15 protein-coding genes are annotated in these 15,937 nt (G+C 67.4%); 9 read left to right on the forward strand and 6 right to left on the reverse strand.

Going from position 1 to position 15,937, the window contains the following annotated elements; all coding sequences use genetic code 11:
- Positions 1–10: 10 nt before the first annotated feature.
- From IBJ82_RS09955 to IBJ82_RS09965, 3 genes are all read left to right on the forward strand, one after another.
- Positions 11–631: a TetR/AcrR family transcriptional regulator gene (locus IBJ82_RS09955; RefSeq protein ID WP_062982761.1), complete on the forward strand. Its 621-nt coding sequence runs from the start codon at positions 11–13 to the stop codon at positions 629–631.
- Positions 632–677: 46 nt separating this feature from the next.
- The gene (locus IBJ82_RS09960; RefSeq protein ID WP_194826200.1) at positions 678–1,841 is read left to right on the forward strand and encodes an acetyl-CoA C-acetyltransferase; all 1,164 of its coding nucleotides are present in this window, start codon (positions 678–680) and stop codon (positions 1,839–1,841) included.
- A 138-nt stretch (positions 1,842–1,979) separates the two neighbouring features.
- Entirely contained in the window at positions 1,980–3,941 is a 1,962-nt protein-coding gene (locus IBJ82_RS09965) for a molybdopterin-dependent oxidoreductase (RefSeq protein WP_194825644.1), read from the forward strand.
- Between the two features lie 129 nt (positions 3,942–4,070).
- Here the strand turns inward: IBJ82_RS09965 and IBJ82_RS09970 are convergent, their stop codons facing one another.
- From IBJ82_RS09970 to IBJ82_RS09985, 4 genes are read right to left on the reverse strand one after another with little or no spacing between them, the layout of a single operon-like run.
- Complete coding sequence (locus tag IBJ82_RS09970; protein WP_194825645.1) at positions 4,071–5,156, reverse strand: nitronate monooxygenase family protein; 1,086 nt, start codon at positions 5,154–5,156, stop codon at positions 4,071–4,073.
- Positions 5,153–5,899, reverse strand: coding sequence for a CoA-transferase subunit beta (locus tag IBJ82_RS09975; RefSeq protein WP_194825646.1), 747 nt, complete (start codon positions 5,897–5,899; stop codon positions 5,153–5,155). The genes IBJ82_RS09970 and IBJ82_RS09975 overlap by 4 nt, the downstream gene beginning before the upstream one ends.
- Complete coding sequence (locus IBJ82_RS09980; RefSeq protein WP_194825647.1) at positions 5,896–6,777, reverse strand: CoA transferase subunit A; 882 nt, start codon at positions 6,775–6,777, stop codon at positions 5,896–5,898. The genes IBJ82_RS09975 and IBJ82_RS09980 overlap by 4 nt, the downstream gene beginning before the upstream one ends.
- A 5-nt stretch (positions 6,778–6,782) precedes the next feature.
- Positions 6,783–7,547 carry an enoyl-CoA hydratase family protein gene (locus IBJ82_RS09985; RefSeq protein WP_056818882.1) on the reverse strand — a complete coding sequence of 255 codons (765 nt, stop codon included), beginning with the start codon at positions 7,545–7,547 and terminating at the stop codon, positions 6,783–6,785.
- A gap of 70 nt (positions 7,548–7,617) precedes the next feature.
- Here IBJ82_RS09985 and IBJ82_RS09990 point away from each other — a divergent pair, with 70 nt between their 5' ends.
- From IBJ82_RS09990 to IBJ82_RS10010, 5 genes are all read left to right on the forward strand, one after another.
- The gene (locus tag IBJ82_RS09990; protein WP_194825648.1) at positions 7,618–8,394 is read left to right on the forward strand and encodes an SDR family oxidoreductase; all 777 of its coding nucleotides are present in this window, start codon (positions 7,618–7,620) and stop codon (positions 8,392–8,394) included.
- 222 nt (positions 8,395–8,616) lie between these two features.
- A complete protein-coding gene (locus IBJ82_RS09995; RefSeq protein WP_062982756.1) occupies positions 8,617–9,528 on the forward strand; it encodes an SDR family oxidoreductase in 912 nt (303 codons plus the stop codon).
- Between the two features lie 203 nt (positions 9,529–9,731).
- Complete coding sequence (locus IBJ82_RS10000) at positions 9,732–10,841, forward strand: hypothetical protein (RefSeq protein WP_194825649.1); 1,110 nt, start codon at positions 9,732–9,734, stop codon at positions 10,839–10,841.
- A gap of 11 nt (positions 10,842–10,852) precedes the next feature.
- Positions 10,853–11,368 carry an ImmA/IrrE family metallo-endopeptidase gene (locus IBJ82_RS10005; RefSeq protein ID WP_056818874.1) on the forward strand — a complete coding sequence of 172 codons (516 nt, stop codon included), beginning with the start codon at positions 10,853–10,855 and terminating at the stop codon, positions 11,366–11,368.
- Positions 11,365–12,399: a hypothetical protein gene (locus IBJ82_RS10010; protein ID WP_194825650.1), complete on the forward strand. Its 1,035-nt coding sequence runs from the start codon at positions 11,365–11,367 to the stop codon at positions 12,397–12,399. The genes IBJ82_RS10005 and IBJ82_RS10010 overlap by 4 nt, the downstream gene beginning before the upstream one ends.
- A gap of 131 nt (positions 12,400–12,530) precedes the next feature.
- On the opposite strand, the gene IBJ82_RS10015 is transcribed toward IBJ82_RS10010, so the two are convergent.
- Positions 12,531–12,947: a helix-turn-helix domain-containing protein gene (locus tag IBJ82_RS10015; protein ID WP_019044759.1), complete on the reverse strand. Its 417-nt coding sequence runs from the start codon at positions 12,945–12,947 to the stop codon at positions 12,531–12,533.
- Positions 12,948–13,312: 365 nt separating this feature from the next.
- On the reverse strand, positions 13,313–14,476 hold the full coding sequence (locus IBJ82_RS10020) for a steroid 3-ketoacyl-CoA thiolase (RefSeq protein ID WP_194825651.1): 1,164 nt from the start codon (positions 14,474–14,476) through the stop codon (positions 13,313–13,315).
- Positions 14,477–14,608: 132 nt separating this feature from the next.
- Here IBJ82_RS10020 and IBJ82_RS10025 point away from each other — a divergent pair, with 132 nt between their 5' ends.
- Entirely contained in the window at positions 14,609–15,898 is a 1,290-nt protein-coding gene (locus tag IBJ82_RS10025) for a cytochrome P450 (RefSeq protein ID WP_370585249.1), read from the forward strand.
- Positions 15,899–15,937 lie beyond the last annotated feature (39 nt).

A 15,937-nucleotide genomic window follows, 5' to 3' on the forward strand; every position in this document is an offset into this window, starting at 1 on the left:
TGGTTGTACGATGACGGGTGTGACCGCACCCGACACCGTGAAACGCACCCGCCGCGCCGAACTGCTCGGTCTCGCCGCCGACCTGTTCGCCGAACGTGGACTGCGTGCCACCACGGTGCGCGACATCGCCGATTCGGCGGGCATCCTCTCCGGCAGTCTCTACCACCACTTCGATTCCAAGGAATCGATGGTCGACGAGATCCTGCGCGGCTTCCTCGACGACCTGTTCGGCCGCTACCGCGAGATCGCGGCCGCCGGGCTGAGCTCGCGAGACACGTTGGAGTCCTTGGTGATCGCCTCCTACGAGTCGTTCGACCGGCACCACGCCGCCGTCGCGATCTACCAGGCCGAGGCCAAGAACCTGCGCGATGTCGAGCGCTTCGGTTACATCCGCGACTTCAACACCGAGTTCCGCGAGCTGTGGCACCGCGTGCTCGCCGCCGGCGTCGCCGACGGCAGCTTCCGTGCCGAACTCGATGTGGAACTGGCCTTCCGCTTCCTACGCGACACCGTGTGGGTCGCGGTGCGCTGGTACACCCCCGGTGGCCCGATCACCGTGCAAACCCTTGCTCAGCAATATCTCACCATTGTGCTCGACGGGCTGACCGTGCCCGAGGGCACCGCGAAATAGGAGTTCCAACATGACCGCATCCGCCGAGCGCCGTCCCTACGCCCCGCTGCGGGAGGCCTATGTGATCGATGCGGTACGTACCGCTGTCGGCAAGCGCGGTGGCGCGCTGGCCGAGGTCCACTCCGCCGATCTCGGCGCGGCCGCGCTGCGTGGCCTGGTCGAGCGCACCGGCATCGACCCGGCCGTCGTCGACGACGTGATCGTGGGCTGCGTCGACAATCTCGGTCCGCAGGCGGGCAATATCGGCCGCACCATGTGGCTGGTCGCCGGCTACCCCGAAGAGGTGCCCGGCGTCACCGTCGACCGGCAGTGCGGTTCCAGCCAGCAGGCGATCAACTTCGGCGCGCAGGCCATCATGAGCGGCACCGCCGAGGTCATCGTGGCCGGTGGCGTGCAGAACATGAGCGCCATCCCGATCGGCGCCGCCATGCTCGCGGCCAAGCCCTACGGCTTCGAGTCCGCGTTCATCGGCGCGAAGGGCTGGGACTCGCGCTACGGCACCGGTGAGGTCTCCCAGTTCAAGGGCGCGGAGATGATCGCCGAGAAGTGGGGCATCAGCCGCGAGGACATGGAGCGCTGGGCGCTGCAGAGTCATCAGCGCGCCAAGACCGCCATCACCGAGGGCCGCTTCGACAACGAGATCGTGCCGGTCGGCGACTTCACCGTCGATCAGGGTCCGCGCGAGACCAGCCTGGAGAAGATGGCGACGCTGCAGCCGCTGTCGGAGGGCAGCCCGCTCACCGCGGCGGTCGCCAGCCAGATCTCCGACGGCGCCAGCGCCACCCTGCTCGCCTCTGAATGGGCGGTCAAGGAATACGGCCTGACCCCGCGTGCCCGCATCCACCACGTCAGCGCGCGCGGCGCCGACCCGATCTTCATGCTGAGCGCGCCGATCCCGGCCACCCAGTGGGCGCTGGAGAAGACCGGCCTGACCATCGACGACATCGACGTCATCGAGATCAACGAGGCCTTCGCCCCGGTGGTGCTGGCCTGGATCAAGGAGATCGGCGCCGATCCGGCGAAGGTGAACGTCAACGGCGGCGCCATCGCGCTCGGCCACCCGCTCGGCGCGACCGGCGCCAAGCTGTTCGCCACGCTGCTCAACGAGCTCGAGCGGGTGAACGGCCGCTACGGTCTGCTCACCATCTGTGAAGGTGGCGGCACGGCCAACGTGACGATCATCGAGCGTCTGGACGCCGACAAGAAGTAGCTCCGCACTACGAAAAGTGGTGGTTCTCGGCGGATTTCGTCGGGGACCACCACTTTTCGTTCACCACATCCCAGCGCCGCAGCGTGTCGGGCACGTCCGGTCTCGGCGGGGGTAATTCATCCCACCTATGATGGCCTGGTGAAGGTGCTCGGCGCATGCCCGCTCGACTGCCCCGACGCGTGCTCGTGGGTGGTGACCGTCGAGGACGGGGTGGCCACAGGGCTGCGCGGGAACAAGGAACATCCGGTTACCCGCGGCGCGCTGTGCGTGAAGGTGAACCGGTATCTCGAGCAGGTCGGTGCGCCGGGCAGGCTCCGGTATCCGATGCGCCGGGTGGGACCCAAGGGGTCGGGGCAGTTCGAGCGGATCAGCTGGGACTCCGCGCTCGACGAGATCGCCACCCGGGTCACCGGCATCATCGACGAATTCGGTGGTGAGGCGGTCTGGCCGTTCCACGGCACCGGCAGCCTGGGCTATATCCAAGGGCTGGAAGGCTTTCCGGGCCGCCGGATGTTCAACCTGCTCGGCGCGTCGCACCACGCGCCGACCATCTGCTCGGTCGCGGGCGGCGCGGGCCTTCGCTACACCCTCGGCACCTCCGGCGGCATGGACCCCGAGGACTTCGCGAAGTCGAAGCTGATCCTGCTGTGGGGCACCAACCCGCTCAGTTCCGGCCACCACCTGTGGAAGTTCATCCAGGACAGCGGCGCCTACCTGGTCTCCATCGACCCTATCCGCACCAAGACCTCCGAGCGCTGCGACGAACACCTCGCCCCGTTGCCCGGCACCGATGCGGCGCTGGCCCTCGGGTTGCTGCACGTGGTGGTGTCGCTGGGCGCGCAGGACACCGAGTTCATCGCCGAGCACACCGAGGGCTGGCCCGAATTCCGCGACCGTATCGAGGAATACACGCCCGAACGCGTCGCCGCGATCACGGGCCTGCGGGCAGAACAGATCGTCGCGCTCGGTGAGCGGATCGCCCGCACCAGGCCGACCGCCATCCGCGCCTCGCAAGGTATGCAGCGCCATGCGGGCGGCGGTATGGCGCTTCGGGTGCTCGGCTGCCTGCCCGGCGTTACCGGCGACTGGGCGATACCCGGTGGGGGACTGCACTATTCGACGAGTGGGCACTTCCGCCTCGACGAGGCCGCACTGCGTCGCGATGACCTGCTGCCGCGACCGGTCCGCGCCCTGTCGATGACCCGGCTCGGCGAAGCTCTGCTCGAGACCGATGGTCCGCCGGTCAAGGCGCTGTTCGTGATCGGGGCGAATCCGGTCGGCTCGAATCCCGACCAGCGCCGCGTGATCGAGGGCCTGTCTCGCGAAGACCTGTTCACCGTGGTCCTCGAGCACTTCGGAACCGACACCGTCGACTACGCCGACATCGTCCTGCCCGCCACGATGCAGCCCGAACACCTCGACGTGCTCGCCGGTTACGGGCACCTCTACCTGATCTGGAACGAACCGGCCGTCGAGCCGCCTGGCGAATGCCTTTCCACCACAGAGACTTTCCGTCGGCTCGCGCGGCGCTTCGGTCTCACCGAGCCCGCGCTCTACGACTCCGACGAAGAACTGGCCAGGCAACTGCTGAAAGGCCACGACCTCGAACGTCTCAGGGCCGACGGATTCCTGAAGGTACAGGCAGGCCCGGTTCCCGCGGGAAAGCTCCAGTTCGTTTCCGCCAGAGCGGAACTGGACGGTCACGACGCGCTACCGGCCTACACCCCGCCGGCCGACCCCGGCGACGGCCTGGTGCTGATCTCCGCCGCCTCGCACTACTTCCTGAACACCACCTTCGGCTCCAACCCCGAATTGCGACGTCGCGCCGGCGAATCCAGCATCACGCTGCACCCCGACGACGCCCTCGCACGCGGTATCGCCCATGGCGCCGCAGTGGTCGTGTCCAATTCGCGCGGTTCCTTCGAGGCAGTCGCCGAGGTCTCGGATCGGGTCAGGCCCGGCGTCGCGGGCACCACCAAAGGTCGCTGGGCCAAGTTCACCGGCGGTTCGACCGTGAATGCCACCATCGCCGAACGTGATTCGGACTACGGCGGCGGCGCGGTCTTCCACGACAACCGCGTCGAGGTCGCGCTGCGATAGTTCCTCGCCGGAAGAAAAGCGCCGGACCCGGGCGCGCCTTGTGGGCGTCGCACCTGGTCCGGCGCTCTGATCACCCGGCGAACTCGACGGACGCTCCAGGCCGTCGAGTCGGGGGCGAGCTTCGATCGGTCAGCGAGCTTCGGCGGCGGGCTCGCTGGTCAACGCGCTCACCGCGGCGATCCGGGCCACCGCGTCGGCGACGATCTGTTCGACCAGTTCCGCCACGGTCGGCAAGCTGTCGATGATGCCGGTGACCTGGCCCGCGGGCAGCACGCCCGCGTCGGTGCGACCCTCGACGAGGCCCGCCTTGGTCAACATCGCCGAGTTCGCCGCCATCACGACCTGAGACCAGCTGAGGTCCTTGGTCTTTCGCATGGCCAGGCCGTCGCGCATCAGCGTGGACCACTTCATACCGGTCATGCTCTTGAACTTGGCCGCGTTGCTCACCGCGGCCGACAGCCCGCGCCAGCCGCCGGAGTGCTCCAGCTTCTCGACCAACTCGGTGTTGAGCATCCGGTGCGGCATTCCGTCGACCTTCACCGACACCACCGTGTCCTGGAGGCCGCGGGCCAGGTACTCCTGCTTCACCGCCTCGGGGACGGTGCTCTCCTGGGTGAGCAGGAAGCGGGTGCCCATCGCGACGCCCGCCGCACCGTAGGACAGCGCGGCAGCCAAACCGCGACCGTCGAAGAAACCGCCCGCCGCGATCACCGGGATGTCGACGGCGTCGAGTACCGACGGCAGCAGCAGGGTGGTGGCGACCGGTCCGGTGTGCCCGCCGCCTTCGCCGCCCTGCACGATCACCGCGTCGGCGCCCCACGAGGCCACCTTCACCGCGTGCTTGGCCGCGCCGATCGACGGAACGACCACCACCCCGGCGTCTTTGAGCCGAGCGATGAGTTCCTTCTTGGGCGCCAGCGCGAACGACGCGACCCGCACCTGCTCACGGATGAGCAGTTCGATGCGTTCGGGAGCGTCGGTGGCGTCGGCGCGGATGTTCACGCCGAACGGCTTGTCCGTGAGCGACTTGGTCTTGGCGACCGCCGCCTCCAACTCCTCGAAAGTCATGGTCGCCGACGCGAGAATGCCGAGTCCGCCCGCGTTGGCGGTGGCCGCGACCAGGCGGGGTCCGGCGACCCAGCCCATCCCGGTCTGCACGATGGGATGCTCGATCCCGACCAACTCGGTCAGCGGAGTCCGCAAGCGCACACTCATGCCGCTACTTCCTTCTCCCGGAAACCTTTGGGATCGAGCACGGTGCGGATGATCCGCAGCTCTTCCTCGGAGGGCAGCCTGGTCTCGCCCGCCGAACCCAGCTCGGCGATCTCGAAGGAGGTGTTCTCCGCGACCTCGTCCGGGCTCACGCCCGGGTGCAGCGACAGTGCGCGCAGGGTGTGGTCGGGGCCGTTGAAGTCGAACACGCCCAGATTGGTCACTACGCGGTGCAGGTGATGGAAGCGGTAGGCCGGATTCTCGGGATCGATACGGTCGTAACCGATTCCGGAGATGATGTCGACCTTGTCGACGAACACCCGATTGTTGTGTTTCGGCACGAAGTAGCTGGTCGCGTGGTTGATGGTGTTGCCCGGCGCGCCACGCACACCGAACATCTGCCTGGTCGGCTGCTGTAGCGGACCGAAGGCCGACAGGTTCTGGTTGCCGAACCGGTCGATCTGGTTGGCGCCCATCACCACATGGCGACGGCCCGAGGCGACCACATCGAACACCCGCGAGAACGGAATCCAGCCTTCGACAGGGGCTTTGGCGCCGATCGCCGGTACCTCGGCGAAGAACAGCGCCTCACCGTCGGAGAGCAGCAAGTCGGGTTCGAAGGTGAGCCGGGCCAGCCGGGCGCCGATGGTGGTGACCGTCGACATCGGACTGGCCATGATCTCACCGGCCCCGCGGAAGATCTCCGCGGCGGCGACTACGCAGACCTCAGCACGAGTAATAGTCATAGCTTCTGCTCCTCAGCGAACGCGGCCACGGCGGACTGGTATTCCTCTTCGGAGACATCCAGGTAGCGAGCCTTGAACTCGGCCCACGACTCCGGCGTCTTCGCGGCGGCCACATAGTGCTTCTGAAACTTCTCGTCGCGCCCGTAGCTGCCGGAGAAGGTGAAGTGCGCGCCACCGGGCGACTCGACCACACCGTCGACCAGCATGCGGTTGAGGATGATCGACTGCTGCGGAACGGCTTTCACCAGTTCCTCGGTCTCGACGATGCGATCGACCGAGACGTAGCGACGCTCGGCCGCGAGGCAGTACAGATCGTCGAAGTACGGGTCGACGCCCGTGTAGGCCGCGTTGCCGTGCTTGTCGGCCAGATCCAGATGCACGAACGACGCGTCGAGATTCAACGCGGGCATCGCGACCAGTGTCTCGACGCGACCGTCCGCGGCGGGGTACGGCGACTCGACGGTCTTCAGCTCGCCCTCCCAGAAGTCGAGCACGGCGGATCCGAGCCCGGCCCGGATCGGCAGGAACGGTAGTCGCGCCGCGGCCGCTTGCAGCCCGCACTTCACCATTCCCTCGTCCATTTCGCGCACGGTGATCGCGCCCTCGGTGCGCGCCTTCGCGAACCACGGGTCGTAGAACGGCGCCGAATCCAGCGACACGAACCCGTAGTACGCCTTGCGGACCTTGCCCGCCGAACACAGCAGGCCCAGGTCGGGGCCGCCATAGGTGACCACGGTCAGGTCGGTGACATCGGAGCGCAGCAGCGCGCGCACCAGCGCCATCGGCTTGCGCCGCGAACCCCAGCCGCCGATCCCGATGGTCATGCCGCTGCGCAGCTCACCGACCACCTCGTCGAGGGTCATTCTCTTGTCGCGCATGGCTTTCAGCTCTCCTTCTTCTGCGCGGCGAGATCGTCGTCGAAGCGCGCCCTGATCTCGTCGGCGACCCCGGCGAGGTTGAGCTCCATCGTGAAGCCCTGTTCGTAGCGGTAGGAACGGTGCACGTCCTGCACGTCGATGCCGTTGAGTGCGCGTTTGGCGGCCCGGATCACCCGGCCGTCCTTGTTCGCGATGTTCTTGGCGACGTCCATCGCGGCAGCGTCGAGTTCGGCGCGCGGCACCACCTTGTACACGGAGCCGAAATGGTGCAGCTGCTGGGCGGTGAGCTTGCCCGCGGTGTAGAACATGGTGCGCATCAGGTGCTGGGGGACCAGCCGAGACAGATGCGTGGCGGCGCCGAGCGCGCCACGGTCCACTTCGGGCAGCCCGAAGGTGGCGTCGTCGGAGGCGACGATGACATCGGAGTTGCCGACCAGGCCGATGCCGCCGCCGAGGCAGAAGCCGTTCACGGCGGTGACCACGGGCACCTCGCAGTCGTAGACCGCGGCGAAGGCGTCGAAGCAGCCGTGGTTGGCGCGGATCAGCGCGGTATGGCCGACGTCGGCGTTCATCTCCTTGATGTCGACGCCCGCGTTGAACCCGCGGCCTTCCGCGCGCAGAACGACCACCCGGGTCTCCTGGTTGCGGCCCGCTGCCCTGACGGCGTCGGCCAGGGCGAACCAGCCGTCCGAGGGCAGGGCGTTGACCGGCGGATAGTCGACTGTGACGACCTCTACCCCGTCGGCTTCGGTGTGACGGTTAATCCCCATCGCGATGTCTCCTCGTGCGCGCCCCGGCGAACCCGAGACAAAGCAAGCAATTGCTTGGTAGGTTAACACGGTGGCTGTAGAAATTGACCTTTCCGAGCAGATCGTTCTGGTGACGGGCGGCGTACGCGGCGTCGGCGCCGGAATCAGCCGGGCCTTCCTCGCCGCGGGCGCGACGGTGCTGACCTGCGCGCGCAGACCGGCCGACGAACCGATCACGGTGGGCGACCGCGGTACCGAACACCTCACTTGCGATGTGCGCGATGTCGACGCGGTGTCGGCCATGTTCGCCGAGATCGTCGCCAGGCACGGCCGGATCGACCATGTGGTGAACAACGCCGGTGGCGCGCCGTTCGCGATGGCCGACGCCGCGAGCCCCAAGTTCCACACCAAGATCGTGGAACTGAATCTGCTTGCCCCGCTGCTGATCTCACAGCAGGCGAACGCGCTGATGCAGAAGCAGGACGCGGGCGGCTCGATCGTGATGATCACCAGTGTCAGCGGCCATCGGCCCTCGCCCGGCACCGCCGCCTACGGCGCGGCCAAGGCGGGCCTGGACAACCTGGTCTCCTCGCTGGCTGTCGAGTGGGCCCCGAAAGTCCGGCTCAACTCCGTCGTCGTAGGCCCCGTGGAAACCGAACTCAGCCACCTGCACTACGGCGACGCCGACGGCGTGGCCGCCGTCGCCAGGACCGTCCCCCTCGGCCGCCTCGCCAACCCCGCCGACGTAGGCAACGCCGCGCTCTTCCTGGCCTCCCCCCTGGCCGCCCACATCACCGGCGCCGCCCTACTCGTCCACGGCGGCGGCGAACGCCCCGCCTTCCTGGACGCCGCCAACGCGAACAACTAGCCGCCGATGCGAACCCTCAGTAGTCACCCCGTCTAACGACTGAACGTCCCCCCACCTGCCGCAACCAACGCCACCCACCCCACCCAACCACCACGATTTTCGGCCGCCTCGCATCCGAAGGGCGAGACGGAACGCCGAAGGCGCAGTATCGCCCTTCGGATGTGAGGCCCACAGGGCCGAAAATCCCGCGGCGCCAGCCGCCGATAAACACAGGAGTGCAATATGGACGACCAGTCAATTTGCGCCGGCCGCACGGTAATCGTGACCGGCGCCGGAAGAGGAATCGGCCGCGCGCACGCGCTCGCCTTCGCCGCCGCGGGTGCCCGCGTGGTGGTCAACGATGTCGGCACCGCGCTCGACGGCGCCGCGACCACGGAAACCCCCGCTCAGCAGGTCGTCGACGAGATCGTCGCAGCCGGTGGCGAGGCCGTCGCCAACTACGACGACGTCGCCGATTGGGAAGGCGCTCGCCGCCTGATCCGTCAGGCCGTCGACACGTTCGGCGGACTCGACGTGCTGGTCAACAACGCCGGCTTCGTGCGCGACCGCATGCTGGTCAACCTCGGCGAGGACGAGTGGGACGCGGTGGTTCGTGTGCACCTCAAGGGCCACTTCGCCACCATGCGGCACGCGGCCGAGTACTGGCGGGCCGAGTCGAAGGCGGGTCGTCCGGTGGACGCCCGCGTGATCAACACCAGCTCCGGCGCCGGTCTGCAGGGCAGCGTCGGCCAGGGCAACTACGGCGCGGCCAAGGCGGGTATCGCGGGTCTCACCCTGACCGCGTCGGCCGAGTTCGGCCGGTACGGCGTGACCGTGAACGCCATCGCCCCCGCCGCCCGCACCCGGATGACCGAGACGGTCTTCGCCGACACCATGTCCGCTCCCGACGCGGGCTTCGACGCGATGGCTCCGGAGAACGTCTCACCGCTGGTCGTGTGGCTCGGCAGCACCGAGTCCGCCGGGGTGACCGGCCGGATGTTCGAGGTAGAGGGCGGAAAGGTCGCGCTGGCGCAGGGCTGGCTCCATGGCACTCCGGTCGATCGCGGCGCCCGCTGGAACCCCGCCGAGCTGGGTCCGGTCGTCAAAGAACTGATCGAGAAGAGCACCCCGCCGGAGCCGGTTTACGGCGCATAGCTAACTCTGAGGCGTCAGGCCGGGGAAATGTCCTCGGCCTGCGCCTATGGCATGTCACACACGTCCAGGGGGCTGGACGACTCTTGCTCTCTTCTGCGGGGTTGAGGCACTGGGTTTACTATGGGCTACTGTTCGTCGATCCCGGAATGTGTCGCGACCGGGGGTTAATGCTGCGCTGAATAACTAAGGGGATGATCAAGCGCATGGCCACTGGTCGCATGTTGCGCGTGTTTGCCGCTGCGAGTGTCCTGGCCGGCTGTGCGCTCTTAGGGCCCGCTGTCGCGATGGCCGCCCCGGAAAAACCGCCCACACCTGCCGCCCAGGCACCCGACAGCGGAAGCAGTGGGCAGGGGAGCGGAAGCGGTGGGGGTAATGGCGACGCTCCTGGCAACCCGCAGCCGGGCGCCCCGGTCGCAGGCGAAGGCGAATGGACCTCCCTCACGATCCCCGGCCGATCGAGCGATGACATCCCCAAGAGTGAAGTCGCGGGCCCCCTTTCCGGTTCGGCCGCCGTCGGCTCCGCCGCGGCAGGCACGGGCTCGGCAGCCGCGGGCATTGTCCTCGGCACCGGCTCGGCCGGGCTCGGCGTGCTGCTCGGCACCGGGTCGGCGGGTCTGGGCGTAGTACTCGGCACGGGCTCCGCGGGCGCGGCCGCCATCCTCGGCACCGGATCGGCAGGCGCGGCAGCGGTTCTCGGCACGGGGTCGGCAGGCGCCGCCGCGGTTCTCGGCACCGGCTCGGCCGCGGTCGGCTCGGCCGCCGCGGGTACCGGTTCGGCCGCACTCGGCGCGGGCTCGGCTGTCCTCGGAACAGGTTCTGCCGCAGTCGGTTCCGCCGCTGCCGGTTCCGCGGCGGTAGGTTCCGCGGGCGCGGGTTCGGCCGCCGTCGGCTCGGCCGCGGTCGGCTCGGCGGCAGTCGGTTCGGCCTCGCCACTGCTGCTGCTCCTGATCCCGATCCCCTCGGTCCCGGCCGCACCGGCACTTCCGTCGATCACGATCCCCGCCGCGCCGGCGATCCCCGGTGTTCCGAATGTGGCTGTGGCAGTGCCTGTTCCGGCGGCCGTGCCACCCGCGGCGCAGGCTCCCGCCCCCGCCGCGGCAGCACCGGCGCCGGCGGCCAAGCCGAACCACGAGTTCAAGCCGACCAGTGACAACAGCGGCCTGCCCGAGCCCGAACTCCTGTCGGTGATCGGCGGCCTGATCGCGCTGACCCTGGCCGCAACCGGTTCGGGCGCAGTGAGTTTCCAAGGTGCCGCGGCAGCCCAAGCGCGGGTGAACGCGGCGCGTGCCGAGTTCTTCGGACCGAGGTCGTGAGGGGATCTTCGATGAGTAAGAGCAAGACCCAGAGCACCTCCCGGTCCTATCGCCGCGTCGCCGCCGCCGTCGACGCGGTGTGCGCGGTCGCCGCCGACTTCGACGCCACCACCCTCGACGAGGTGGTCCACGCCATCTCGCTGGAGCGGCAACGCGAAATCGAGATCACCAGCGCGAACCTGGGCCCGGGCGTGTGCGGTCAGCGCCGGTTCTATCCCGAACGCGACATCATCGTGCTCGCCGACGCCCTCCCCAGTCGCGATCACACCCTCGCGCACGAACTCGGCCACATCGTCTTCGACCACGAGGGCGCGCCCGCGGTGGAGACGACCCTCGAAGTCAGCGACGACCTGATCGCCTACATGCTCAGCCAGCGCGCCCACGCGCAGATCGTCGACGACGGCGCCGACGACCTCGCCGAATGGGAAGCCGAGACCTTCGCGGCGATGCTCATGACGCGACTGCGCGTATTCAGCAACCGGGGCGCAGGCGTCTCGGTCCTTCGATTCGATGAGGCGCTCGGATGACACTCTGGTTGACAGCCCTGCTGGTCTGGGTTGCCGCGGGTGCGCGAGTGGGTCGCGTGCTGGTGAAGCCCGCGACGACCGCCCGCGTGGCCATCGTCGTCGCGGTCGCCGCCGTGGCACTCGCGGTCACCGCCGCTATTCCGGAGATGGCCGTCGCCATCGACAACCTGATGAAGGGCGGGGTGCGCAGCGGCTGGCTGTCCACCGGCATCGTCATCTCCGCCTGGATCCTGTTCACCACGGCCACCTCGGTGGTGGCCTCGGCCGCGTGGCCGGTGGTCTCGCGGCGCAACCTGCGCCAGGTCGCGATGGTCGTGTACGGCATCGGCGCGGTGGCGATCGCGATCACCCTGGCGTGGTCGTTCACCTTCGGTTGGGTCGCGGTCGCGCTCGGCGCGGTGTTCATCGTGACCACCGGTCTGCGCAACCTGGACTGGACCATTCTCGGTCGCGGCATCGCCGTCTACATCACGGGCACCGCGCTGGTCGCGGTGCTCGCGGTGGCCAATGTGGGCCGCGCGCTGCAGGATGCCGCGCCGACGCCGCCCGACGAACCGCTGTGGGGCTGGGTCGCGTGGGAGATCGCCGCGCTGCTGATCGCGCTCGGTGCCGTGTCGATCGTGATCGAGCTCTGGTGGCGGGCCAAGGTCCTGCTGCGCCGGATCCGGCCGCTGCACCAGCTGATGGTGGGTCGGTTCCCTGAGGTGGTCGCGCCCGAGCAGAACGCCACCTCGGCACAGCTGAAGGCTTCCGATCACGTGGCTCAGGTGATGGATGCGCTGTATCTGCTCTCGGGCAGCGGCATCGTCATCCCGGCGGCAGGCGAGCCGCCGAACTCGGTGCCGAAGCGGGCCGAGGTGGTGGCCGAGTGGGCGCGAAATCCGTTGGGGGACTTGTTCGTCGACGCGCGCTGGATAGCCCCGCCGCCTGGCATCAGCCCCCGCGGCTGGGTGCTCGCGCTCGCGAATCAGTACGAGAACGCGGTGTCTGCCGCGAAGTCGGCACCGCAGAACGCCGCAGCGTCGAGCTGACCGCTCAACGCAGAAAACGGGCCTGAGCTGGTGATTTACACCGTCTCAGGCCCGTTGTCTGCGTATCCGACGTTTTTACGGCCGTACCCAGGACACCATCAGGTGCGTCAGGCCGACCGGTTGCGTAGATCCTATTCTGTTCCGTCCGGAGGAATTTCGGGCAAGCCTTCGCTGGCCCGCAACTTCTCCGCCATCGATGTGAGCAGATTTTGTGATTCTTCGGACAGGTCGAATGCCCTACTCGACAGTCGACGAAGTCCGTAACCCTGCAGCTGCGCGAGCAGCTCCAGGTCGTGATCGATCTTGGCCGCGTAGATATCGTTGAAGAAGTAGTCAGGCTTGACCTTGAAGAACTTCGCCAGGGCGGCCACCGTCTCGTCGGACGGATTCGTTCGTTGTCCCGACCGCAACTGCGAGAGATACGGCTTCGAGATCGGATGCCCGGAGGCAGTCAGCGCAGCCGCAACCTCTGCGTTGGTATGTGGCTTGCGCCCCGGGGGATGCACGGTTTCGAACAGCTTGTTCAGCCGCGCCGCGAAATCAGCCATTGTGAGCCGCCCAATTCCCTTCACTGTACTAACAGTCGTTATCTCGGATACGTATCATTGATATTAGCGGCTCAGTAACTGAAAACCTACGCCTGATTCAGGATTTCTCGACGATTTCCGACGCTCACCTGCGTGCAGGGGCGGCGGCGGACGCGTTTGCGGGTCAGGCCAACGACTCTTGTGGAGCGCGGGGGTACCCGAGTTCGTGCCCGTCGCAGAGCTCTTCAGCCCTCGCCGCTCGATAACCCAAAGATAGCTGACATCTCATCATCCCCCTGCCCCCCGTGATTTTGTGGCGTACGACACGTTCCGGGCGCCCTGGGATGAATGTTCAACCTGGGCGCCCGGTTTCGGTATGGGTCAGTCTACAGACGTTCGATGATGGTCCCGGTCGCTAGTGCGCCGCCGGCGCACATGAGCACCATGGCAGTGCCCTGACCTGTGCGTTCGAGTTCATGTAACGCGGTTGTGATCAATCGGGAGCCGGTAGAGCCAACAGGATGCCCGATTGCGATCGCGCCGCCGTTGACATTTACACGTTCCATGTCAGGTTGATGTACGGCAGCCCACGAAAGTGCGACCGACGCGAATGCTTCGTTGATCTCGAATAGATCGATATCGCCAATCGTCATTCCCGAACGCTCGAGTAGGCGGGTGCACGCCTGAACCGGACCGTCGAGATGGAACTCCGGTTCGGAGCCGACGAGAACCTGGGTATGGATCCTGGCGCGCGGGCGCAAACCCTTTCGGCGCGCCACGGTTTCGTCCATCAGCAGCACAGCGGCGGCGCCGTCGGAGATCTGCGACGAGGTGCCCGCGGTGTGGATGCCGTCGGCCATGACCGGTTTCAGCGCGGACAGCCCTTCGATGGTGGTGGCGCGCAGCCCCTGGTCGCGGCCCACCTCCACCTTCTCCCCGGTGGCCACGCCTTCGTTGTCGAGTACCGGGGCCGAGATCGGAAGCACTTCGCGGTCGTAGCGGCCCTCGGCCCACGCCTTGGCCGCCAATTGCTGTGAGCGCAAGCCGAATTGGTCGATATCGGAGCGGGTGATCCCGCGCCTGCGGGCGATGCGCTCGGCGGCGCCGAACTGGTCAGGCAGATCGATCGACCACGACGCGGGCCGTCGGGTACCCGCCTCGGTGCCGACATTGGCGCCGAGCGGCACCCGGCTCATCGCCTCGACGCCGCACGCGATGCCGACGTCGATCGCGCCGGTGGCGATGAGGCCCGCGACGAGGTGGTTGGCCTGCTGGGCCGAACCGCACTGGGCGTCGATCGTGGTCGCGCCGGTCTGCCAGGGCAGGCCCGCGTGCAGCCAGGCGACGCGGGTGACGTTGTTGGACTGCTCGCCCGCCTGGGTGACGCAGCCGCCGATCACCTGCTCGACCTCGACGGGGTCGAGGCCCGCCCGATCGAGTAGTCCGCGCTGGGCCAGGCCGAGTAGTTCGGCCGCATGCAGTCCGGAAAGCTGCCCTCGCCGTTTGCCGATCGGAGTGCGCACGGCTTCGACGATCACGGGTGTGCCCATCTGAATCTCCCTCATAACTGCAACAGGTTCTGATCTTGAGTCCAGGGTAAAACCGCGTGGTTCTTCCGTCGCGGCAACCCCTGTGCTTGAATGATTGTAGAACGTGTTTCAGTTTGTCGAAGGAGACATCTGGTGGTAGATCCGAGCACCGAACACGCCGGCCCCGTGACGGGTGCCCGGCCGAACCTGCCGGACGGGTTCGACGTTACCGACCCAGCTATCTACGCCGAGCGGATTCCGGCTGAGGAGTATGCCGAGCTTCGTCGTAAGGCCCCGATCTGGTGGAACGAACAGTCGCCCGAGGTGGGCGGGTTCCATGACGACGGCTTCTGGGTGGTGAGTAAGCACGCCGATGTCAAAGAGGTGTCGCGCCGCAGCGATGTGTTCTCGACCTTCGAGAACACCGCGATCCCGCGCTTCAACGACGACATCCAGCGCGAGCAGATCGAACTGCAGCGCTTCGTCCTGTTGAACAAGGACGCCCCCGAGCACACCAAGCTGCGCAAGCTGATCGCCAAGGGCTTCACCCCGCGCGCGATCAACGGCCTGCGCGCCGAACTCTCGGCCCGGGCCGAGGGCATCGTGAAGCGGGCGCTCGAGTCCGGCAGCGGTGACTTCGTCACCCAGGTGGCGTGTGAGCTGCCGCTGCAGGCGATCGCCGAACTGATCGGTGTGCCGCAGGAGGACCGGATGAAGGTCTTCGACTGGTCCAACGACATGACCAGCTACGACGATCCGGACAGCACCGCCGATCCGGTCGCCGCGTCGATGGAGATCCTCGGCTACGCCTACCAGATGGCCGAGGCCAGGAAGGCCGAACCGGCCGACGATCTGGTGACTACGCTGATCCAGGCCGACGTCGACGGCGAGCACCTCACGCCGGAGGAATTCGGCTTCTTCGTGATCGTCCTGGCCGTCGCGGGCAACGAGACGACCCGCAACGCCATCACCCACGGCATGATCGCCTTCATGGAGAACCCCGACCAGTGGGAGTTGTTCAAGAAGGAGCGCCCGGCCACCGCGGCGGACGAGATCATCCGCTGGGCGACCCCGGTGACCTCCTTCCAGCGCACCGCGCTCGAGGACACCGAACTCGGCGGCGTGCAGATCAAGAAGGGCCAGCGGCTGGTGATGCTGTACCGCTCGGCAAACTTCGACGAGGACGTGTTCGAGAATCCGGAGAAGTTCGACATCACCCGCGCGGACAACCAGCACCTGTCCTTCGGTGGCACCGGCGCCCACTTCTGCGTCGGGGCGAATCTGGCTCGGCTCGAGGTGGATCTGATCTTCAACGCGATTGCTGATCATCTGCCCGATATCACGCAAATCGGTGATCCGAAACGTCTGCGTTCGGGTTGGCTCAATGGGATCAAGGAGCTTCCGGTCGATTACAAGCCCGCCGGTTGCCCTGTCGCGCACTGAGTCGTCACAGCGAGAACAGCCCGGGACCGAAAGGTCCCG

Origin of the sequence: Nocardia sp. XZ_19_231 (genome assembly GCF_015355705.1) — a bacterium.
GTDB classification, from domain to species: Bacteria; Actinomycetota; Actinomycetes; order Mycobacteriales; family Mycobacteriaceae; genus Nocardia; species Nocardia salmonicida.